The organism is Sulfolobales archaeon, from assembly GCA_038881635.1.
In the GTDB taxonomy this organism is placed as follows: Archaea; Thermoproteota; Thermoprotei_A; order Sulfolobales; family AG1; genus WYEN01.
This window is the reverse complement of record JAVZPJ010000004.1, coordinates 84448-105762: the sequence shown is the minus strand read 5'-3', so window position 1 is coordinate 105762 and position 21315 is coordinate 84448. Positions and strand designations below refer to the sequence as shown.

At 40.0% G+C, this 21315-nt stretch carries 23 protein-coding genes; 7 read left to right on the top strand and 16 right to left on the bottom strand.

The genetic code is table 11. The annotated features are described in order from the left end of the window. Nucleotides 1-7: 7 nt before the first annotated feature. From sufB to folE, 3 genes are all read right to left on the bottom strand, one after another. Nucleotides 8-1429 carry a Fe-S cluster assembly protein SufB gene (gene sufB, locus QXS89_04145; protein MEM3831365.1) on the bottom strand — a complete coding sequence of 474 codons (1422 nt, stop codon included), beginning with the start codon at nt 1427-1429 and terminating at the stop codon, nt 8-10. 4 nt (nt 1430-1433) lie between these two features. Beyond that, nucleotides 1434-2186, bottom strand: a complete 753-nt coding sequence (gene sufC, locus QXS89_04140; GenBank protein MEM3831364.1) for a Fe-S cluster assembly ATPase SufC — start codon at nt 2184-2186, stop codon at nt 1434-1436. A 118-nt stretch (nt 2187-2304) separates the two neighbouring features. Further along, nucleotides 2305-2982 carry a GTP cyclohydrolase I FolE gene (gene folE, locus QXS89_04135; GenBank protein ID MEM3831363.1) on the bottom strand — a complete coding sequence of 226 codons (678 nt, stop codon included), beginning with the start codon at nt 2980-2982 and terminating at the stop codon, nt 2305-2307. A 93-nt stretch (nt 2983-3075) separates the two neighbouring features. Here folE and QXS89_04130 point away from each other — a divergent pair, with 93 nt between their 5' ends. Both QXS89_04130 and QXS89_04125 read left to right on the top strand, forming a co-directional pair. Then, entirely contained in the window at nt 3076-3456 is a 381-nt protein-coding gene (locus QXS89_04130; GenBank protein MEM3831362.1) for a 30S ribosomal protein S8e, read from the top strand. A 31-nt stretch (nt 3457-3487) separates the two neighbouring features. After that, nucleotides 3488-3775 (top strand): signal recognition particle subunit SRP19/SEC65 family protein, encoded by a 288-nt coding sequence (locus QXS89_04125; GenBank protein MEM3831361.1) that lies wholly within the window; start codon nt 3488-3490, stop codon nt 3773-3775. Nucleotides 3776-3801: 26 nt separating this feature from the next. On the opposite strand, the gene QXS89_04120 is transcribed toward QXS89_04125, so the two are convergent. Continuing rightward, a complete protein-coding gene (locus tag QXS89_04120) occupies nt 3802-6528 on the bottom strand; it encodes an adenosylcobalamin-dependent ribonucleoside-diphosphate reductase (protein ID MEM3831360.1) in 2727 nt (908 codons plus the stop codon). 195 nt (nt 6529-6723) lie between these two features. Between QXS89_04120 and QXS89_04115 the strand changes: the two genes are divergently transcribed. Next, nucleotides 6724-7335, top strand: a complete 612-nt coding sequence (locus QXS89_04115; GenBank protein MEM3831359.1) for a DUF99 family protein — start codon at nt 6724-6726, stop codon at nt 7333-7335. 59 nt (nt 7336-7394) lie between these two features. Here the strand turns inward: QXS89_04115 and QXS89_04110 are convergent, their stop codons facing one another. Further along, a complete protein-coding gene (locus QXS89_04110; GenBank protein ID MEM3831358.1) occupies nt 7395-8648 on the bottom strand; it encodes an adenosylhomocysteinase in 1254 nt (417 codons plus the stop codon). A 78-nt stretch (nt 8649-8726) separates the two neighbouring features. On the opposite strand from QXS89_04110, the gene pyk reads away from it, so the two are divergent. Further along, entirely contained in the window at nt 8727-10121 is a 1395-nt protein-coding gene (gene pyk, locus QXS89_04105; protein MEM3831357.1) for a pyruvate kinase, read from the top strand. 5 nt (nt 10122-10126) lie between these two features. On the opposite strand, the gene QXS89_04100 is transcribed toward pyk, so the two are convergent. From QXS89_04100 to QXS89_04075, 6 genes are all read right to left on the bottom strand, one after another. After that, nucleotides 10127-11683 (bottom strand): hydantoinase B/oxoprolinase family protein, encoded by a 1557-nt coding sequence (locus tag QXS89_04100; GenBank protein ID MEM3831356.1) that lies wholly within the window; start codon nt 11681-11683, stop codon nt 10127-10129. A 4-nt stretch (nt 11684-11687) separates the two neighbouring features. Further along, complete coding sequence (locus QXS89_04095) at nt 11688-13664, bottom strand: hydantoinase/oxoprolinase family protein (protein MEM3831355.1); 1977 nt, start codon at nt 13662-13664, stop codon at nt 11688-11690. Between the two features lie 159 nt (nt 13665-13823). Continuing rightward, a complete protein-coding gene (locus tag QXS89_04090) occupies nt 13824-14177 on the bottom strand; it encodes a DUF1634 domain-containing protein (protein MEM3831354.1) in 354 nt (117 codons plus the stop codon). Further along, entirely contained in the window at nt 14168-15019 is an 852-nt protein-coding gene (locus QXS89_04085; GenBank protein ID MEM3831353.1) for a sulfite exporter TauE/SafE family protein, read from the bottom strand. Before QXS89_04085 ends, QXS89_04090 begins: the two co-directional genes overlap by 10 nt. A gap of 18 nt (nt 15020-15037) precedes the next feature. Continuing rightward, nucleotides 15038-15571, bottom strand: coding sequence for a dCTP deaminase (dcd, locus tag QXS89_04080; protein ID MEM3831352.1), 534 nt, complete (start codon nt 15569-15571; stop codon nt 15038-15040). Between the two features lie 82 nt (nt 15572-15653). Beyond that, entirely contained in the window at nt 15654-16379 is a 726-nt protein-coding gene (locus tag QXS89_04075) for an ABC transporter ATP-binding protein (GenBank protein ID MEM3831351.1), read from the bottom strand. Nucleotides 16380-16557: 178 nt separating this feature from the next. On the opposite strand from QXS89_04075, the gene QXS89_04070 reads away from it, so the two are divergent. Genes QXS89_04070 through QXS89_04060 form a run of 3 tightly spaced genes read left to right on the top strand, consistent with a single transcriptional unit; the run spans nt 16558 to nt 17157 of the window. Next, a complete protein-coding gene (locus tag QXS89_04070) occupies nt 16558-16689 on the top strand; it encodes a helix-turn-helix domain-containing protein (GenBank protein MEM3831350.1) in 132 nt (43 codons plus the stop codon). Between the two features lie 25 nt (nt 16690-16714). Beyond that, on the top strand, nt 16715-17026 hold the full coding sequence (locus QXS89_04065) for a recombinase family protein (protein MEM3831349.1): 312 nt from the start codon (nt 16715-16717) through the stop codon (nt 17024-17026). Next, nucleotides 16936-17157: a hypothetical protein gene (locus QXS89_04060; GenBank protein MEM3831348.1), complete on the top strand. Its 222-nt coding sequence runs from the start codon at nt 16936-16938 to the stop codon at nt 17155-17157. Before QXS89_04065 ends, QXS89_04060 begins: the two co-directional genes overlap by 91 nt. Nucleotides 17158-17354: 197 nt before the next feature. On the opposite strand, the gene ribH is transcribed toward QXS89_04060, so the two are convergent. The 5 genes from ribH to rpl7ae all read right to left on the bottom strand — a co-directional run bounded on the left by ribH (nt 17355) and on the right by rpl7ae (nt 21029). Then, nucleotides 17355-17789 carry a 6,7-dimethyl-8-ribityllumazine synthase gene (gene ribH / locus QXS89_04055; GenBank protein MEM3831347.1) on the bottom strand — a complete coding sequence of 145 codons (435 nt, stop codon included), beginning with the start codon at nt 17787-17789 and terminating at the stop codon, nt 17355-17357. 84 nt (nt 17790-17873) lie between these two features. Then, nucleotides 17874-18926, bottom strand: a complete 1053-nt coding sequence (locus QXS89_04050; GenBank protein MEM3831346.1) for a radical SAM protein — start codon at nt 18924-18926, stop codon at nt 17874-17876. Between the two features lie 105 nt (nt 18927-19031). After that, nucleotides 19032-19829: a serine protein kinase RIO gene (locus tag QXS89_04045; GenBank protein ID MEM3831345.1), complete on the bottom strand. Its 798-nt coding sequence runs from the start codon at nt 19827-19829 to the stop codon at nt 19032-19034. Between the two features lie 5 nt (nt 19830-19834). Beyond that, entirely contained in the window at nt 19835-20596 is a 762-nt protein-coding gene (locus QXS89_04040; protein ID MEM3831344.1) for a DUF2208 family protein, read from the bottom strand. Between the two features lie 52 nt (nt 20597-20648). After that, complete coding sequence (gene rpl7ae, locus QXS89_04035) at nt 20649-21029, bottom strand: 50S ribosomal protein L7Ae (protein MEM3831343.1); 381 nt, start codon at nt 21027-21029, stop codon at nt 20649-20651. Nucleotides 21030-21315: the final 286 nt, after the last annotated feature.

Below are 21315 nucleotides of genomic sequence, written 5' to 3'. Positions count from 1 at the left end.
TCAATAGCTAGCCTACTCTACCATATTTAGCAAACTCAAGATCTATAGCTCCTCTTATTATTGAAGCTTGTTCAAATGGAAGTCGTGAGAGGACATCGCTTATGAAACCGCTTATCACGAGTCTTATAGCTTCGCTCTCGCTTAAACCCCTTGATCTAAGATAGAAGAGCATTTGATCGCTAAGCTTACTCACTCTAGCTTCATGACCTATTATAGATGTGGGTTCATCATTCTGCACATGAGGATATGTAGCCGTCTTACTCTTATCATCAAGCAGAAGAGAGTCACATGATGTATAGCTTCTGGAGTTCCTGGCACCTTTGAGAATTCTAACAACACCTCTATAAACAGTTTTACCTCCACCTACCGAAATACTTTTTGATATGATCCTGCTTCTAGTATTAGGAGCTCTATGTATAACCTTAGAACCACTATCCTTAATATGCCCATCTCTCGCGAAGGTTATCACATAGCTCTCCATAGTGGCATTCTCACCTCTTAATATGGCTGAGGGATATACATAGGTGGCTTTAGAACCTATAGAACCTTCAACCCACTCTACATATCCATCTTTCTCCACGATAGCCCTCTTATTATTGAAGTTTATAACTTGAGAAGACCAGTTCTGAAGAGTCGTGAAATTAACATGAGCACCCTCGCCCACGAATATCTCAACCATTCCATCATGGAAGCTATACTTAGAAAGTCTCGGTGCGGCACATCCTTCGATAAAGTGTAGATAGCTATTCTTATCAGCTATGATCAGAGTATGCTCGAAATTACCTTCAGAAGCTCTTCCTATAAGGAAGAATGCTTCAACAGGTGTCTCAATTCTGACATTTGGAGGTACATAGACGAAAACACCGCCACTCCAGAGAGCTCCATGAAGTGCTGCAAACTTATGCTCTGGCGGGAAGATTCTCATGAAATACTCTCTAATCATATCAGGGTATCTGTGAACAGCTTCTTCGAGGGGTATGAAGATCACTCCTTTACTCTTTAGAAGCTCTTTAGTTCTTGTAAATACAGTCTCTGAATCTAGTTGAGCGTTTAATCCTAGGAGGAACTCTGCTTCAGCTTTTTTAATTCCAAGTCTTTCGTAAGCTTCTACAACATCCTTAGGAAGCTCATCCCACGAGTAACTCTTCTCAATACCTGGATCCACGTAGTAGGCTAGATCCTCGAGGTCTAGCTCTTCAACTCCCTCCAACCATCTAGGCTCTGGAAGTTTTTCGAATATTTCTAGGTAGGTGAGTCTCATTCTTCTCATCCAGTCAGGTTCTTTCTTAGCTCTTGATATCTCTTCAACAAGCTCTCTAGAGATCCTACCTTTCAGAATAAAACTTTCTCTACCAATCTCTTGGGCTCCTAGGATCTCTTCTACAGGTGTTATTCCTATGATCTCATCTAGATTCTTCTTATCACTCATAGTCTCACCTTATCTCAGTTTCTTCTACTCTTTTTCTAAAATACTCGTATCCTTTCTCATCGATTAATCTTATAAGATCTTTATCACCGCTGGCAATAATTCTACCTCCGATCAATACATGTACCGCATCAGGATCCACTCCTCTGAAGATCCTGCCTGTATGAGTGATAACAAGCACTCCAACTTTTTTCTCGCGAAGATCTCCTAAGATCCTGCTCATCGCATTAAGACCTTCTACATCAACTCCGCTATCTGGTTCATCTAATATAGCATATCTAGGTTCTGAAAGATACATCTGAACGATCTCAGATCTCTTCATCTCACCACCTGAGAAGCCTTTGTTTAGATATCTATCAAGCACTTCTTCTTTAAGATCTAGATCTCTCATGAGTTTGATAACTCTAGAAAAAGGTATCTTCCTAACTCTAGCAAGCTGAAGATATAGAGTTCTAGTTTTAACCATAGTCTCCGGAGGTATTTGAAAAGCTAGGAAAAGACCTTTTCTATACCTCTCTTCGGGAGGTAGATCTGTGATATCTTCTCCATCAAGATAGATCCTACCACTATAGATCTTATAAAGAGGATGACCCATCAGAGCATATGCAACAGTACTCTTACCACTACCATTAGGTCCCATCAGAGCATGTATCTCTCCAGGTCTTATCATAATCCTTACATCTCTTACAATCAGCTTCTCACCTATACCAGCTGATATGTTGTCTACGAGAAGACCTTTATCATTGTTGTTATTACTCATGGTTACACCCTCACCTGCCTGTATATAATAATTTTATCTAGCTAATAAGCCAGAGCGGAAACATGTATAGACCTTATTTAAAGCTTCTACGTATAGCTAATAGATAGAAATACTTCTCTCAAGATCTTTTTTCAATAGCTGATAGTATCATATCTATGTCATGTGGCGTGTATATCTCTCTTAACATTATATTCATCACCTCAGATCTCATCTCATCATCCTCTTTAAAAACACCTCTTACAGCTCTTGTCACTGTTATTAGAGGTTCTTTAACTCCTCTGTGAAGAGCACATAGATGAATACCTCTCACGACCACTATAACTCCTCTAGCCTTGATATACTCATACACGAAGTCCGCGATCTGATTTGTAAGTCTCTCCTGGATCTGAAGTCTTCGCGCGAATAGCTCTGCTATTCTAGCGAACTTTGAAAATCCAAGGATCTTCTCACCAGGTATATATGCTATAGATGCCACACCTATGATCGGTAGAAGATGATGCTCGCACAGACTTCTTATAGGTATTCCTGAGACTATTATCGTGTCATCAATCTTCTGAACTCTCTCCAGATCATTATCTTTATCTTCATAAGAAAATGTTCTTAGATACTCGCTTGGATCTCTGTAGTATCCGCTTACAAGCTCCTCGATCCACATTCTAGCAACTCTTTCAGGAGTCTCCTTCAAACCTTCTCTATCAGGATCCTCACCTATTAATATTAGAAATTCTCTGAAAAGCTCCTCAAGCTTCTTCTTTCTTAAATCCAGATCCATTCTCAGATTCTTGTTAGAGCTCATTCTAACACCTCGATAGAGGGGTCGCACCCTCAGATATAAAGATTTAAATGCTTATAAGTAACCACCTGATATAATGGCTTAGGTGTTATAAGATTGAGCGTGTATCAAGGAAGTGATTTCAGAAAGATCACCGGAGGATTGAGAAGACCTCATAGGAAGAAGAGAAAGTATGAGATGGGGAGCTTTCCAACAGAAACAAGGCTAGGCAATGAGGATTTCAGAGAGGTTGAGAGAGTGAGAGGTGGTAATATTAAGGTGAGAGTTAGAAGAGCTCTCTATGCTAATGTCCTTGATAGAAAGACTATGAAGACTCAGAAGGTAAAGATAAAAGCTATCTTAGAATCCCATGCCAATAGAGAGTTTGCTAGAAGAGGGATTATAGTTAAAGGTACTATAATAGAGACAGAGATAGGAAGAGCAAAAGTTACATCAAGACCTGGACAAGATGGAGTAGTTAATGCAGTTCTCCTATAGAAGATTCTAAGAAATCTAGGAAGGTATCTTCATGGGTAGAGAGATTATCATATGGCTTCCACAGCTAGATCCTACAATACCTAGAAGACTTGGCAGGAGAATAGCTAGGAATTCTCTCCCTAGAAAACCCAGCTTAGAAGATGTTCTCAGAGCATGTGAGAGGATAGGATTGAAGTGCGAAGCTGAGAGAGAGAAGAGATATCCAAGACTCTGGTATCTTGAAACACCTAGGATTAGAATCGAAACAGATATGAAGAAAAGCTATGTTATAAAAGCTCTTACAGCCGAGTTAAGTAAAATGATGAGTAGATCTGGTTAGGATCTAGATTATAAAACATTCTATCTCTAGAGTTCGCACGTAGGACACGAAGGATCTTCAAATCCTTCTATGTATAGAAACTCTTTATTCGATATCCTGATCCTACCATACTTTGCTGTGGATCTAACCGTCTTTCTTTTCCGCGACACATCAGCTTCTTCTGCGATCTCTTCTACCTCCTCCTCTTCAACATATCTTCTTGCAGGTTTTCTCACGTGTCTCTCAAGAGAGCTTCTCTTCTCTTCTCTTTCAACCTCTCTTTCACGACTCTCCTGACTCTGGGATCCTCCTCCACTTCTTTCTCTGAAGGATTTCAATCCGAAGTATATAACCTGCTGACTCTTAGACTTATCTCTATAGACTGTAGTTCCTTTTATACCTAGTCTCCATGAAAGTCTATAGATCTTATCAATATCCTCTACCGTAGCTTCTGAAACCATGTTTATAGTCTTAGAAACACCAGCATCAACCCATTGCTGCCATGCTGCTTGGTGGAGTAAGTGATAGATGGGATCTACATCATGAGCTGTTCTGAAAACCTCTCTGAGAGTTCTAGGCATGAAGGGGTTGTGTCCTATGGATCCTGTCTCGGCTATTGCCTCAACAACCTCAGGATCATCTAGTTCATATCTTCTCAGATATTCTAGGAATAACCTGTCGATCTCTATGAAGGTTCCAACCGCAACAGATCTCACAAATGCTAGAGCGAATATAGGCTCTATACTTGGTGAAGTTCCTGCGATTATTGATATAGTTCCTGTAGGAGCTATAGAGAGAACCTGAGCATTTCTAACACCATACATTCTCAGCTCTTCATCTAGCTCTCTAGGGTCTACTTGCAGAGCTTTAGCTATTTCCACAGCTCTTGCAGAGATCTTAGGTTCTAATCCTGCTATCTTGAAAAGTTCTTCGAGATCTTTAGAGAAGTTCCATGCAGGATTATACAGATTCGGATCGTATGCTGGAAAAGCTCCTTTCTCCTTGGCAAGCTCTATAGATGTTTTCAAAGCATGATAGTAGAGGAATCTAGCCATATGCCAGGAGAGATATACTGCGTCTGGACTGTCATATCTTATTCCAAGTTTTATAAGAGCATAAGCCCAGCCCATGACTCCGAGTCCTATCTTTCTAGTTCTCTTAGAGGATTCCTCAAGTTGTTTCAAAGGCCATTTCGCTGCATCGATCACGTTATCAAGGAATCTAACCATGATCTTTATATCTTCTGCAAGTCTCTCAGCATCTATATAAGCTTTATCTCCTTCTAAGACCACATAGCTAGCGATATCTATAGAACCTAGGTTACAAGGCTCCCAATCTAGGAGAGGTTCTTCACCGCAGGGATTTGTTGCATTGATCTTATCTATATACCATGCTGTATGTCTCCTATTTATGGTATCAATAAATATAAGTCCTGGATCTCCTGAATCCCAGGCTCCTTTAACAATTTTACTCCATAGATCCTGAGGATCGATCCATTTGACTATAGCTTTTTCATTCTCAGCAATCGCTACAGCTTCTTCCCATGTCACGATCCTACTTTCATCAAGAGATATAGAACCTCCGTTCTCCTCAAGCTCTTTTAATATATACTCCTGCACCCACTCCTCTTCAATACTATACCTAGCTCTGGTCAGAGCATAATATCTTGAATCTCCAGATCCAGGTCTTAACTGAGTTTTTCTCGGATTGATCAGTGGAAACTTCTCTCCTTTCTCAAGAGCTTTCATAAAGCTGTCATAGATCCCAACACTTATATTGAAGTTCTGAAGCTGAATATCTTTAAGTTCTCCACTTTTAGATAGTATGAATCTCTCAATATCAGGATGCCATACATGAAGGATCCCCATGTTAGCACCTCTTCTCTTACCTCCCTGCTTGATCACTTCTGTATTCACGTCGAAGAGCTTCATGAAACTCAGAGGACCTGAAGCTACCCCTGACGTTGATGCCACCACGTCTCCCTCAGGTCTTAACTCTGAGAATGAAAAACCTGTTCCACCACCATACTTCTGTATGAGAGCTTGTGCTCTGAGAGCATCCATGATACCTTCGCCTTCAGGTGTGACCATGGAATCTCTCACTGGTATTACAAAGCATGCTGATAGAAGACCTGATCCTGTTCCTGCATTCATTAAAGTTGGCGAGTTGGGCATGAACCTGAGAGATGATATGAGGTCGTAGAACTTCTCTTCAAGTTCTCTTATAAACGCTTCATCTTTTCCATATCTTCTTTCAACCTCTGCGATGGCTTTAGCAACTCTTCTGAAGAGCATTTGAGGTGTCTCTGTATATCTGAGAGTCTCAGGATCCTTGAGTAGATATCTTGATTCTAAAACTTTTATAGCTTGAAATGTAAGCTTAAGGTCTCTAGGATTATAAGAGCCATCCCATTTCTTACCATATACATCTTGATAGATTCTTCCGAGAGCATATCTCTTAGCTATCTCGAACATAATGCTATTGCTAACCCCCATATTCATAAGATGCTTCTCAATAGTATCAGAGATCATTGTAGAAGGTATTTCACTACACTTCTTCTCATCACAGTATTTCTCAAGATCTTGAAGAACTCTCATTACAAGTTCTTCAGCTTGTGAAAGATTTAGACCTAGTTCCTTAAATATCTTCGCCAGAGATCCTACGATTTTATCGAGGGTGAAAGGCTCTCTAGATCCGTTTCTTTTGACAACTAAAACCTTAGATCTGAGAATCGAGAAACCAGCTCTAGATTCCGAATCATCTGTAGAGATCATTTTTTCTGGTATCATTAGACCCACTATTCCTAAAAATATATATATCCAGAAAAAGTAATATGCGTTATAAAGGTCCGGTATCATATAAAAGCTCTGAAGAAAACTCTAGAGATCTCATAGAGCTTATTATAAAATGCTGTATTACCTATTTATCTGGAGCATATGGAGAATACCAACAGTTCTCTAAGAGGGTGGATGATAGGTATAGATGATGGATTCTTCCCCCCCTATTTTAAAGAGAAGAAAGGTTTTGCTCCTTTAGTCGGTGTTTTAGGGCGAAAATCTATTGTAAAGAATATTTCAATTAAAATGATTCTAGTAGACGAGGAGAGACCTGATGATATTCTCCTAGAACTCATCTCAGATCTTCTGAGGGATTTTTCCAGAAAAATGGTTTCATCTATAGCAACTGATAACATTATATTCGCAGGCTTCTCAATATATGATCCTTGGTCTCTGGAGGATTACATTAAGATTCCTCTGATTATAGTGTTTTCACATGATCTAGATCTTCGAAGAATTAAAAGTGCTCTGGAAAAACATTTCAGAGATCATGAGAGAAGATTTAATTTAATCTCGAAAGCATATAAGAGTAGTAGCATCATTAGAACTCCCAGAGGGCTTCTAAGAATCCTCTGTTTAGGATCTGATCTAGAATATTGTATGAGCGAGGTGATATACAATCAGACTTCTCATAAAATACCTCAACCATTAAGATCTGCTGATTTAATAGCTTCAGCTCTCGGAAGATTTCTTTTTAGAGGAGCTTCTCCTGAAAAGATAGATCTTGATCATTATAAGAGCTGATGCATAGATCAGAGATATTAGTCCTGCTAAAAATCCTAAGAATACTGGCCATAGATCCATTAAGTCCCCTCAGTCCACTGGCTTAGATATCTGATCTGCTCTTCAGTGAGTCTTTCGATCTCCACACCTAAAGCCTCTAACTTCAGTTCTGCAACAAGCCTGTCTATATCCTCAGGCACATTATAAACCCTCTTCTCAAGTTTCTCACTATTTCTATATATATACTCAACGGATAGAGCTTGATTGGCAAAGCTCATATCCATAACCTCGCTTGGATGACCTTCGGCAGCAACTAGGTTAACAAGTCTGCCTTCTGCTAGTAGATAGATTCTTCTACCATCTCTCAGCTTGTACTCTGTCAGATTCTCTCTTATAACTCTCTTCTCAATCGATATATCCTCAAGATCTCTTATAGAAATCTCAACATTAAAATGACCTGCATTTGCTAGAATAGCTCCATCTTTCATTCTAAGCATATGCTCTCTTCTTATCACATCTTTATTTCCTGTAGCTGTTATGAATATATCTCCTATTTCAGCAGCTTTGCTCATACTCGTAACCATGTAGCCGTCCATGTAAGCTTCCAAAGCTTTTATAGGATCTACTTCTACAACTACAACCCTTGCACCCATGCCTCTAAGTCTCATAGCAATACCCTTCCCAACCCATCCATATCCTGCTACCACAGCAGTCTTTCCAGCTATCAGAATATTTGTAGCTCTCAGAAGCCCGTCTACTGTAGACTGACCTGTGCCATATCTGTTATCGAATAGATACTTTGTTTGAGCATTGTTCACAGCTATCACAGGATATAGAAGAACGCGATCTCTCTCCATAGCTTTAAGTCTTATCACACCTGTTGTAGTCTCCTCAGTACCTCCTAGGATTCTAGATCCTATGTCTCTATATTTTGAATGCAGTCTTCCATGAAGATCTGCTCCATCATCGAGAATAATACTAGGATTAGACTCTGCAACAAAATCTATACAAGCCCAATAATCCTCAGAACTCTGACCTCTCCAGGCACATATATTAACACCCTCACTAGCTAGAGCTGCTGCAACATCATCTTGAGTAGATAGAGGGTTAGAACCTGCAGCCCACACCTCAGCTCCACCAGCTATAAGTGTTCTGAGAAGAACCGCGGTTTCCTTGGTTATATGAAGAACAGCTCCTATTCTCACACCGCTAAGAGTTTTCTCTGAAGAAAATCTTCTTCTTATTTTCATTAGAACAGGCATGTGCTTCTCAGCCCATTCTATCTGATCCATTCCTCTTCTATAGAGTCCTGGATCTCTTATCTTAGCCCTCAATATACCACCGCCTTCAACCGTTTATCATTTCTTATAATCAAGTTATTTATTTTGAGATGTTTGATTTAATCTGGTGGAATGTTGAGAGCTAAGATCATAGCTAGTATAGGTCCTTCATCAGAGGATCCGAAGATCATAAGAGAACTCTATATAGCAGGTGTCGATTGTTTCAGAATAAACTTTTCTCACGGAGATCTGGATAGTTGGAGTAGATATATAGAGGCTATAAGAGCTGTAGAGAAAGAGTTTAATGATAAAATATGTGTTCTAGGAGATCTGAGAGGTCCATCAATAAGGCTAGGAGATCTTAAGGAGAATATGAGTATCTCAAAAGGATCTAAAGTTGTTTTCTCGAGAGATCCCTCGAAGGGAATTCCCGTAGACTCTGACGAGTTTTTCAAGATAGTAGACGAAGGAGATATGATCCTCATGGATGATGGTAAGATAAGATTTGAAGTTATAAGGGTAGCATACGAAGAAGTAGAAGCTATAGCTCTAACAGATAGCATTCTCAGTTCTAGAAAGAACATAGCTGTCAGAGGTAAGAGTCTGAAGTCATCTATATTCTCACCAAGAGATTCCAAAGCCATAGAATTCAGCGTTAGAGAAGGGATCACATATATAGGAGTAAGTCATGTGAGAGATCGTAGAGATATAGAGATTATCAGAAAAAGTATTCGAGGATTAGGAGGGAATCAGAGGATTCTAGCTAAGATCGAGAATAGAATTGCTATAGATAATCTAAGAGAGATAATACACTCCTCAGATGGTGTGGTCATAGCAAGAGGAGATCTAGGTATGTCTCTAGGTCTTGAGGAGATCCCTAGAGTTCAAGAGGAGATAGTTAGAGAGAGTAGAAGGCTTGGGAAACCCGTGATCCTAGCTACACAACTACTCGAGTCAATGATCAAATCACCCATACCCACCAGGTCAGAGGTTCAAGACATATACTCCGGAGTACTATACGGCGTGGACGGCTTCATGTTAACAGGAGAGACAGCAGTAGGATCCTATCCTATAGAAGCTGTGAAATGGCTTAGAAAAATCGTTGATACCTCTGAGAAGTATCTTTATGAGAGTGGAAGGAGTTATAATGAGATTAGATATAGAGTTGAAGAGATTTCAGATCCTGCTGAGAAATTCTTCTATGGAGTAGTTAAACTAGCAGAATCTCTGAATGCATACATGCTTCTGTTCAGCTCAAGCGGTTCATCAGCTATAAAAGTATCATCCTTAAGACCTAGAGTTGAGGTGATATGTGGAACTAATAGAAGTGATGTTTTCACAAGTCTAAAGATACTCTGGGGTGTAGAACCTGTATATGTTGATGCCAAGAATCATGAGGATGGTCTGGATAAAACTCTTAAGATAGCTCTAGAGAGAGAGCTTATAGAGAGAGGTCGCATGATAGTACTCGCCTACGCCATACCTTCAGAGGATAAGTATGTGGTTTCTATTAAAAGAGCATTGTAAAAATATCATTGAACTGATAACCCATACCCACCACCACCAGGTGTCTCTATTATAACCTCATCTCCTGGAGCTAGCTCTGCTGAAGCTTTACTCTTCAGCGTTATAACAGATCCTCTGGTTATAATTCTCACAGAACCTGGAGAACCTCTCTCTCCTCCCTCAAGACCCCAAGGACCTATTCTAAATCGATCCGCGAGAACCGAGAATCTTGCTGGAGCGAGAACTTTAAACGATCTTACAATCCCATCTCCTCCTCTAAACCTCCCTCTACCTCCGCTACCTTCTCTAATCATGTATCTAGTGAATATTATCGGATACTCTCTCTCAGCAGTTTCTATAGGAGTATTCAGAGTATTAGTCATGTAAACATGAACACCCGACACACCATCCTCCATAGGTCTTCCTCCACTTCCTCCTCCAATAGTCTCGTAATAAGACCAGTACCTCCCCTCATGAAATCCTCCTAGCATTATATTCATCATAGTTCCTGAGCTTGCTGCAGGAATTTTTCCAGGCATGGCTTTTGACAGAGCTAGGTACACCACATCGACGATCCTATCAGATGTCTCTAGATTTCCTCCTCCTACAGGAGCTGGTTTAACAGGATTCACTATACTTCCCTCAGGAGCTATTACTCTCACCACTCTATAGAAGCCTTCATTAACAGGTATCTCAGAACCCATGAGAGATCTTATTGCGAAAGATGTTGCAGCATAGGTGACTCCTAGAACAGCATTGAGAGGTGCCTCGATCTGTTTATGCGTTCCCGTGAAATCGGCTGTGACACCCTCTCCCTCTATCCTTAATCTAACTCTTATATTCACCAGATCATCATTCCACTCGAGATAGTCTTCTGCCTCGAAAACTCCTTGAGGCCATTTGATAAGTTCTGCTCTAGAGGTTTTCTCACCATACTCAATAGATGAAGACCATCCTCTGATAACATTCTCGAGACCGTATCTATCGATGAGCTGTAGAACTCTTGAGATACCTGTTCTATTAGCCGCGATCTGAGCATTTAGATCTCCTAGAAATACATCGGGAGTCTTTATATTCTCAAGCGCGAAACTCAGGATCTCTCTATTAATCTCGCCTCTTCTAAGAATCTTTGTAGGAGGTATTATAAGACCTTCTTCATAAATCGTTCTAGCATGTGGATTCAGACTAGCTGGCATAGGTCCTCCTACGTCAACATGGTGAGCTTTATTAACTACATAGCCTACTACTCTTCCCTCATAGAATATGGGAGCTAACACCATTAGATCGTTAAGATGAGTTCCAGCTATGTAAGGATCGTTTGTAAGAATCATGTCTCCTTCATCTAGCTTCAAACCTTCTCTCTCGATCCATTTCAGAGTATTTATAACGCCGATTCTAAAAGACCCTAGATGTACTGGTATATGCTCAGCTTGAGAGACTATCCTACCATACTCATCTAATATCGCACAACTGTGATCCATTCTCTCTCTAATATTAGGAGAGAAAGCAGATCTCTTGAGAGCAACACCCATCTCCTCAGCTATAAAAACAGTAGCTCTGTATATAATCTCCCACGAGACCATCTCATCACCTCTCTAGAATGATAGATCCGAACTTCTCTACATAACCACTCCATCCAGGCTTGATCAGGATGGTTGAACTATACTCCTCAATAATTGCAGGTCCTTCGATCTTGAAATTCATGGGAAGACTTTCTCTAACATATACAGGAGCTCTAACCCATTCACCATCTATATACACATGTCTATACTCTCTTATCACAGGATTAAGATCTCTCGAAGGATCTGGAAGTCTTGGCTTCGTATATCTAGCCACACCAAAAAGTCTTATCGTGACAATCTCGATGGGTCTGTCCATGGTGAAACCATACACGCTCTTGTGTTTCTCGTTAAAAAGTTTTGACACGAGATCCATGCTCAATCCCTGACCTGGTAGCTGTATGGTGAGCTCCCACCCCTGCCCTACATATCTAACATCAGCATATCTCACGAAGAAATCTATCTTCCTCATTCTACTTCTCAGAATCTCCTCAAGTCTTCTGAACTCCTCCTCAAGATCTCTCGGATAAGAACTTCTAATCTCCATTCTTTCGTCAGCGAATAGCATTCCTAGAGCGCTGAATAATCCTGGATGTGGTGGTATTAATACTCTTTTGATCCCGAGCTCCTCAGCAATATCTAGAGAGTGCTGAGGTCCGGCTCCTCCGAATGCTACCAGTGTGAAGTCTTGAGGATTGAAGCCTCTCTCTACAGTCACGATTCTTATAGCTCTAGCCATCTCTAGATTCGCTATCTCAAGAGCTTCACTAGCTATATCAATGGGATCCCCCAAAGATTTCAATCCTTTTAATGCTAGTTCTCTGCTCACTCTAAACTCTCCTCCGAGAAGAGTCTCGCCAATTCTTCCAAGAACTAGATTTGCATCTGTTAATGTTGGCATGCTACCTCCTCTACCATAGCACATAGGACCTGGATCGGAGCCTGCACTCAGAGGTCCTACCCTTAGAGCTCCTCCTTCATCTCTCCATATAATGCTACCACCTCCAGCAGATACCTCGGCAAGATCTATGAAGGGGTATCTCACGGGATAGCCTGATCCTTTTACAATCCTCCCATGATGAGATCTTCCTCCTACTTCGTATTCTGTTACTATCTCGATCTCTCCACCCACTATTGTTCCGGCTTTAGCTGTTGTCCCACCCATGTCAAAGCTTATAACCTTATCAATTTTCAGAGCTTCTGCAATAGCCTGAGATCCTATAACTCCTGCAGCAGGTCCTGATTCTATTATCTGAACAGGTCTTCTAATGCTTTCCTCCGGATCTACAAAGCCTCCCGAGCTTGTCATTATATATAGTGAGGGATTTCTAAATTCTTCTAATATGCTTTTTAAAGCTTCTACATATCTCGAGACAATAGGCATTAGAAGAGCGTTCACTACCGTTGTCGAAGTTCTCTCATACTCTCTAGGTTCGGGAGCTACTTCGTATGATGCTGTGACGTATTTAAAGTATTTCAGAGCTTTTTCTCTAGCTCTCATCTCATGCGATGGATTTATATATGAGTGTAAGAATGATATAGCTATAGAAGTAGCACCTAGATCTCTTGCTCTCAATAGTTTCTCCTCAAGATCTCTTTCATCAAGCTCTCTAACGACCTCACCCCTCGCATTAATTCTCTCTTTCACCTCGAATCTCATCTCTCTAGATACCAGGGTTCTAGGCTTTCTAAAGTATATGTTATAAAGCTCAGGTCTGTTCTGTCTCCCGATCTCTATAATATCTCTAAAGCCTTCGGTCGTGAAAAGCGCGACTTTAGGTATCTCAAGACCTATCTGACCTAGTAGTGTATTCGTAGCTATTGTAGTCGCATGAATCACTTCTTCAATTTCTTTAAATCCTCCTCCAATCAAAGCATTTCTAAATCCGATCTCTGGATTTCGAGGAGTGGTGTGAGTCTTATAAAATCTTATGAAACCATTCGAGTCTATTGCAACAGCATCAGTAAAAGTTCCTCCTATGTCTACCGCTAGTCTCAAGAGTATTACCGTATATATTTACGAAGAATAAAAAATTAGTTAAGAGAAGATCAGATATTAATCACTAACTCGATGAGATAAGAGATTCAACCCTTATACAGGGTTTATAGTTTTTCATTGATTCATTCTGGTTTCCATACCTCTTTCATCTTCATTAAGCTTAGGCTATAGGGTTCTTAAGATTCCTAATATTGATAGAGTGAGCATCACTGCAACAAATGAAGTGAATGCTATGAACTTCAGATCTCTGAAATATGTAAACCATGCGAGAGAAGCTAGAACTCTGATATATGGAGTGATAATAATTGCTATAAGACCTATGGATATGATCTTTTGGAGCAGAGGTAGCGAGGGTAAGGCCAGGATCCATCCGATAAGATCTCTATATTTTATGCTTTGAGAGAAATCTATTGAGAAACCATGAGAGTAGCAGTATAGAGCTAGACCTAGTGTTAGAAATATAAGCCCTATTATAACGCCTATGATCAGTATGTATCCGAGCATTACCTCTAGATCCATAGAGATGTGACACCCTTATAGAACATCTGAGTAATCAGGTACAAAACCACGGCTATCGAGAGAATTCTCAGAATTTTCGTACTAATATGAGGAAGCATTCTAGAGCCCAGAATACTTCCCAGAGCAGTACCCAGAGTAAGAGGTCCTCCTATAAATGGATTCACATAACCTGAAGCTATATAGACAGATACAGCTGCAAGTCCTGTCATTCCTACTATAAAATTAGACGTAGCACTTGCAACTCTTGAAGGCAGTCCTAGAATGGTTTCTTGAATCGCTGTTTTAAAAGCTCCAGCTCCGATGCCTAAGGATCCTGCTGCTACTCCTGCGATCATCATCATAGGACCTCCTACAAGAGCTCTCCTCATTCTATATCTTATGAAGCTACGTTTAGAAGGTTCGTATAATTCTCCTCCTATGTTAAGCCATCTTGAAAACCTGTCTAGATCCTCATCATCAGAATCCTGGCTACTCTCATTCAATGAAACTCTTTGAGAGAATAGAAGCATTGTTAGAAGAAATAATGCGAAGAAGAAATAGAGATATACAGCTGGAGTGATTAGCGTTATATACGCGCCTATCAGCCCTCCTAATACTGTGAATACCTCAAGATACATCGCCGCCCTAGGATTGGTAAGTCTATCTCTAACATATGCCGCGGAGGAACCTGATGATGTTGCTATAACAGATATCATAGCATTCGCTATAGAGTACTTGAGAGGCATTCCCAGACCTACTAGGATTGGTGTTATGATAGATGCTCCTCCCAAGCCTGTGAGACTTCCTATTACTCCTGCGAAAAAAGATATGATCAGAAGAGTTATAATGTTTATAAGCTCCATAAGGCTTTCTACCTATCTTCAAGGATATTCTAGAGGTCTCTTTGGAAGCATCACATCTCTCTGCCCTTGATACCTTCCTTTATAAGGCTTTTCAATGGGTGTTGTTGTTTTCATGAGTATGAGATGGAGAAATCTCGATCCTGATCTCAGTCTTACAGGGAAAGAAGATGAGTGAACCTCTATAGTGAGCTGTCCTTCGAAACCGCCATCCACTACCGTGGGAGGTATTAGAAGTCCTAGTCTAGCTAGTGTTGATCTGAGTTCTACTATTCCTACAAGTTCTGGAGGAAGTGCTATGTATTCTAGAGTGTGAAGAAGATACTTTCTCCCAGGTTTCAAGATGTAATCATCACTCTCTCTACACTCATAAAACTTAAGAGGATCCCACTCGGTATAGGGATCTAAAACCTCTTCAGTCTCTTTTAACTCACAGTAACTTCTCCCAAGTCTCAGATCAAGTCCATTCTCTCTTATTATAAGAGGTTCGAGAGGTTCTACTCTAAGTCTTCCAGAACTCAGATAGGCTTTCAAATCGAAGTCTGACAGGATCATCTTACAACCCTTTTCTAAAATAATATCCTAAGTCTGATTTAATAAGTACGAATATTCAGATGAGATAATAGTAGAGTTCCATCTATAGGTTTTTATACGCTATACACATGCTCTTATCACCTTTCTTACTGCTAGTAATCTTCCCATCTCTGATCTCATAGATGATCTCGGCACAATTTCCTACCTCGGGGTCGTGCGTTACGATCACTATGGTATGACCTAGTTTATTAAGCTCTAAAAAAGTCCTCATAACCTCTCTCGCAGAAACTCTATCAAGATTTCCTGTAGGCTCATCGGCTAGTATTACATCAGGTCTTCCTACAATAGCTCTTGCAATGGCAACCCTCTGTTGCTGACCTCCTGAAAGTTGTAGGGGTTTCTTATAGAGCCATGAGATATCTCCTGAGGACATTCTAAGAGCTTCTACAACCATCTTATACCTCTCACTCTTGAGAATTCTTCTAGGTATCAGAGGTAGCTCTATATTCTCATATACTGTAAGTCTGTTAACCAGGTTGAATGATTGAAATACAAATCCTATGCCTCTATTTCTCAGAAGAGCTATCTCGGAATCGCTTAACCTGGTGACATCGAAACCTTTAAAATAAACCTTACCAGAGGTAGGTCTGTCTAGAAGCCCCATTATATTTAACAGTGTTGTCTTACCAGATCCCGAGGGCCCCATAATAGCTATCAGATCTTTCTGAAGAATCTTTAGATTCACATTATCAAGTGCTCTTACAAGAACAGATCCCATCTGATAGTATTTAGATACATTGCGTAGCTCTATTACTGTTTTCTCGCTCATCTATATCCATATAACACTATCCAGCTCTAAGTATTAATCTTAACACAAGGTCCAACCCTTATACAGATTTACATCACTCCAGAAGCTTTCAGAAGCATCTATAGACTGTGTCTATCGTAGAAGTTTTCAAGCTGTTTTAGCTGTCATAGGTGTTTGGAATCATGAGAGATGCTAGGCGGTGCCCGAGAAGCTCTATAGAACTGGTGAGGCTGCTGAGCTGCTGAATATTAGTGTTTCTACTGTTAAAAACTGGATGAAGCAGGGAAAGCTCTGCACTCTCAGGATCGGGAAGCTGTGGATGGTTCCTTAGAGCGAGTTCATGAGGATTCTGAGCGGTGGTGAGAAGAGAGATTAGAGCCGTTATATATGCTAGAGTTTCATCGCATAAACAGAAAACAGATAGCAACTTAGAACGACAAGTTGAAAGACTGAGAAGCTGCTGCTCAGCTAAGGGGTATAGAGTTGTTGATGTGGTAACAGATGTCTCGAGAGGTCTGAATGAGAGGTGTGAAGGCTTTCAGAAGCTTCTCAACATGGCAGTTAAGTTAAGCATGAGATGGATGTGGTGGTGGAGTTCCGCGACAGGCTGGCTAGATTCGGATTCGAATACCTCACCCGCTTCTTCGAGTCGCACGGCGTTAGAGTAGAGTTTGTAGAAGAGAGTGAGAAGGGATATACAGATGAGCTGGTGGAGGACTTCGTCTCTATAGTAACATCTTTCGCCGCCAGGATATACTGTGAACGATCCCAGAAGTTCAGGAAGATGAAAACATCATAGAAGGGGTGGTGGGGAGCGGAGGCCGAGATCATTAGGAAGACTTTGAAGATTAAGCTTGTGCCCCGTCAATGTAGCCTCCGAAGATCCTGCGAATGGTGAGCATGTGCTGAGGAGGAAGCCCACAGCTACGATACCCAAGATAATCAAAAACATCTTAACAAACCCGTATAAACAGCAGGGGCAACCACATGCTTTTCTCATCTACACTCGAGTTCTCTGATTCTTCTCACAAGCTTTACAGCGGCTTCAACAGCTCTTCTAGAATACTCTTCAGCTCTTTCTAGTGCTTGAAGTCTTGTAGCTCCAGGACCTATGATACCTAGAGTGACAGGCTTGCCAAATTCAACAGATAGATCTAGTATCTTTCTAGCAGCTTGATGTGCTACAACTTCATCGTGTTCTGTCTCACCTTCTATAACGGCTCCTAGTGTTACTACCGCATCAACTTCTTCTCTCTCTATCACTTTTCTAACCAGAAGAGGTATATCAAATGTTCCAGGACTTCTGAGCACGTGAGAGATCTTAGCTCCTAGGAATTGAGCGTGATCCTGAGCTTTCTCAAGCATTATCCTGGTTATATCAAAATTAAATTCAGAGACTATTATAGCCAGTCTCACTTCTTCTCTGCACATAGATTTTTCTGTTGTTCTGCTCATTCTATATATTCACCAAGTTCAATACACACGTGAGTATTAAAAATCTTCTTCAATCCTTCTCTAATCTAATCTTGCAATATATATGTTATCTTTATCATGAATCACTCTTCCTATGATCTCTATATCTCTTATATTCTCAAGTTTCTCTTCCGATACTAGTGTTACAACTCTCTCCCTCGCATAAGCTATGTACTCTCCTCTCAACCATCCTACCGAGTAAAGCTTCATCCTAATACTCTCACCAGTTCTCATAGTCTTCGGAACAGGCATGTCAGGTTTTATGTTGAAATCTTCAGGTCTTAGAATCAATCTAACACCTGTTTTCTTCTCAAGTTTCTCTAGGAATTCATAGAAGTAATTCCATCCAACTTCTCTCACTCCAGGTATCTTTCTCCCTCTCTTATGGGCTATATACTTCTGAATAGCTATAGAAGGAGATCTTTTGTTTCTAATATTCTTCTTAACCCACTCTATTAAAGAAATCAGATCTTCATCATTAACCCCTGGTATCCATAGAGGTGTAAGCGTTATATCAAGTCCTATAGAATTGGCTTCAGTGATTACTTCCAAAACCTGGTCTAGAGAGTACCAATTTGTATTAGTAAGTCTAGAGGCTTTCTGAGGATCTAGAGTATCTATAGAGATGTTAATTCTATTCAAACCCGCCTCCCATAGTCTTCTATAAAGTCTTGGGTTTCTTATAGAACCTCTAGTCTCGATCGCTATCTCATCGATTCTCTCTATCTCTCTAAGTCTTGCTACAAGATCCACGATCCTGGGATAGAGTATGGGTTCTCCAACTCCATCGATTAGAATATGAATCTTCTTAGAGATCTTGTGTCTGAGAGCATACATAACCCATTCGATCAGGTGATCCAGATCTACGATGAATTCAGCAATTCTACTCCTACTCAGAGGACCTGCATCAACCGAGCAGAAAACACATGAGAAAGGACATGCGGAGAAAGGTCTGACCTGGAGAATATTACTACCTCTGTCAATAATCCCAAAAGCTATATGACCTATAAGCGGTAGAGGATCTGATATTCTCACTAGAATTCTCCTCTCGCTACTCTCGAGATAAGAATTTTCATACTTATTCTTCATTCTCATAGAATATCTATCAATATCTATTATTAAAACTAAAAATTAGGAGAGATTCAAAGAATAGTATAGAGATACTCCAGAACTTAATATGAATAATTTCAATTTCTCGGATTATGCAATATCAAGTTCATCAAGAAGTTTTCTCATAATATGCTCAGGATCTTCTGTCTCAACTCCAGCTCTTCTAAAGAAATTCACTATAGTATATATATCATGTCTTAGAAATTCGAGAGCATTTGCACTTTTTACGGATACTGCCTGAGAGACGTCTATTATATAAGGCTTCCCCTCATATATCATAATATTATACTCACTTAGATCAGCATGAACTATCCCGGCATCTACAACCATCTTATGAATCTGCTCTATTAAGTCCTCATATATTCTCCTGAGATCCTCTTCAGAGAGAAGTTTCTCTTCATAGGCTTCTTTAAGTAGTGGAGCTCTAACACCCTCCTTACCTATGAACTCTAAAACTATGACATTATTCTTCTTGCACAAGGGCTTAGGCACTCTCACACCAGCTTTACTCAGTCTAATTAGATTAGAATACTCCTTGGAAGCCCAGAGATATATAAGTCTCCTCCAATTCATACCTTTATAATCCTCGAACCTTGGATCTCCTGCAAGATACTTCCATATAGATCTTCTGAATTCTGAGGTTGTCACATAATAGATCTTAAGAGCTATGTCTCTACCTTCAAAACTCTCGCCCCAGTACACTCGAGCCTCCTTACCAGCTGATATAACTCCTTTAATTCTTTTCAGACATTTGGATCTAATGAGATTTAATATGGTAGCTATAGTGGCACTGTCGAAGACTTCTTCAACTGTCTCTAGAAGATCTGAGTCGAAGTATCTCTTCTCTTCTTTCCTTCCTTTGAAAAGTTCATGATCTCTGTCACTCATGCTAGTCACTCACATCTCACAGAAAAACCTCCGAATTTTTCCAAGCACTCTATAGCTTTCAAAAGATCGCTTTCACTCATATAGAGTCTGTAGATAGGAACTATTCTAGCTCCTGTAAGAGATTGGGTTTGAGGAGGTACTTCTATATCTATGAATCTTCTCTTTTTATTACAATAAACCTTATACCCGGAAGAATCTGCGGGAAACTTCAGTAGCAGACCAGTAGCTTGAATTCCTCTGGAGGTTATTATGTAATCTCTCAGAGGTTGGATCATTCTTATATCTCCTTTCATTATAAAAAATCTGTTTATGATCCATGGTGTCATGAATAACAATTCGAATAATATTAGATAACCTATGAAGGAGTATATAATACCATCAAAAGATCTGAAGTAAGGCATCACAAACTCTATATATGGATAGTATATGATGAATACTATCGGAAGAGCTATGAGTGAGGAAGCCATAAATCTCATCTGAGGTCTCATATCATGGATCAGTTTATCATCTTTATTTATCAACTCTATAACCTTACTAGGCTGGGCTTTAACAAATACTCTACCACTTCTCACATACTCAGCATCACTACTTCTAGTACTAGATCTCATTCTTCTAAAAGATACTAAAAATGAGTAGGAAAGAAATGTTATGAACACAAGGATTATAATATACTGGTAGTATTGTGGGAAGAAGGTGAGTACGAGAGAGTATGCTAGTATCATTACCTGTGAAAAGGCAAGTCCTTTAAGTATCTGAGCTAAGCTCAACTCTAAGCCCTCTAAAAAGTTATTCGAGCAAGAATTTATAAGGAAAAAATCATCAGCCTTTTACTCTAAGCTCGTTATAAGCTTTAACAAGCTCGTTTAAAAGATCCTTAGCATCTCCAGGATCTATGATAGCCACCGATGAAGCCGCAACTTGTATTCCAGCTGCCTGACCAAGTCTAGCCTTGCTAGGAACATAGATGTATGGAACCTTCTTCTCCTCGCAGAGATATGGTAGATGAAGAACAACTTCTGGAGGATTAACATCCTCAGCTATTACAACAAGCTTAGCCTCGCCTCTTTCAACAGCCTTGGTGGTTTCATTAACACCTTTCTTGATCTTCCCACCACTAGTTCTAGCCTTAGAAACTAGCTCATATGCTTTCTCAGCGATCTCAGGAGGTGTTTTAAATCTTATATGAGATGCCTTGCTCATCCTCATCCACCACTCGTCATATAGAGAATTATTATGAGAACTTAAAAGAATTCAACTCTATAGAAAGCTTCGATCTTTTCCGATCTTCTTATACTAGATCTACTTGATCCCTATTAAGTGATCATTAAGTGATTTGAATTATGCAGAAGAGTTAGAAGGTTTGTGAGAATGATCTTGCGATGAGAGGAGTTTTTTGATGGTGATTTAATCCTCAGATTCATGTTTTCGAAGAATAATGCGAAGATCTAATCTAGATTCTGGGAATTCTAGTCTTAGGAGAACAATA

Excerpts from the sequence above, each read along its gene's own strand:
- sufB (MEM3831365.1), bottom strand. The coding sequence starts at position 1,429 with ATGAGTGATAAGAAGAATCTAGATGAGATCATAGGAATAACACCTGTA.
- sufC (MEM3831364.1), bottom strand. The coding sequence starts at position 2,186 with ATGAGTAATAACAACAATGATAAAGGTCTTCTCGTAGACAACATATCA.
- folE (MEM3831363.1), bottom strand. The coding sequence starts at position 2,982 with ATGAGCTCTAACAAGAATCTGAGAATGGATCTGGATTTAAGAAAGAAG.
- QXS89_04125 (MEM3831361.1), top strand. The coding sequence starts at position 3,488 with ATGGGTAGAGAGATTATCATATGGCTTCCACAGCTAGATCCTACAATA.
- QXS89_04120 (MEM3831360.1), bottom strand. The coding sequence starts at position 6,528 with ATGATCTCTACAGATGATTCGGAATCTAGAGCTGGTTTCTCGATTCTC.
- QXS89_04115 (MEM3831359.1), top strand. The coding sequence starts at position 6,724 with ATGATAGGTATAGATGATGGATTCTTCCCCCCCTATTTTAAAGAGAAG.
- pyk (MEM3831357.1), top strand. The coding sequence starts at position 8,727 with ATGTTGAGAGCTAAGATCATAGCTAGTATAGGTCCTTCATCAGAGGAT.
- QXS89_04100 (MEM3831356.1), bottom strand. The coding sequence starts at position 11,683 with ATGGTCTCGTGGGAGATTATATACAGAGCTACTGTTTTTATAGCTGAG.
- QXS89_04090 (MEM3831354.1), bottom strand. The coding sequence starts at position 14,177 with ATGGATCTAGAGGTAATGCTCGGATACATACTGATCATAGGCGTTATA.
- QXS89_04085 (MEM3831353.1), bottom strand. The coding sequence starts at position 15,019 with ATGGAGCTTATAAACATTATAACTCTTCTGATCATATCTTTTTTCGCA.
- dcd (MEM3831352.1), bottom strand. The coding sequence starts at position 15,571 with ATGATCCTGTCAGACTTCGATTTGAAAGCCTATCTGAGTTCTGGAAGA.
- QXS89_04075 (MEM3831351.1), bottom strand. The coding sequence starts at position 16,379 with ATGAGCGAGAAAACAGTAATAGAGCTACGCAATGTATCTAAATACTAT.
- QXS89_04060 (MEM3831348.1), top strand. The coding sequence starts at position 16,936 with ATGGATGTGGTGGTGGAGTTCCGCGACAGGCTGGCTAGATTCGGATTC.
- ribH (MEM3831347.1), bottom strand. The coding sequence starts at position 17,789 with ATGTGCAGAGAAGAAGTGAGACTGGCTATAATAGTCTCTGAATTTAAT.
- QXS89_04050 (MEM3831346.1), bottom strand. The coding sequence starts at position 18,926 with ATGAGAATGAAGAATAAGTATGAAAATTCTTATCTCGAGAGTAGCGAG.
- QXS89_04045 (MEM3831345.1), bottom strand. The coding sequence starts at position 19,829 with ATGAGTGACAGAGATCATGAACTTTTCAAAGGAAGGAAAGAAGAGAAG.
- rpl7ae (MEM3831343.1), bottom strand. The coding sequence starts at position 21,029 with ATGAGCAAGGCATCTCATATAAGATTTAAAACACCTCCTGAGATCGCT.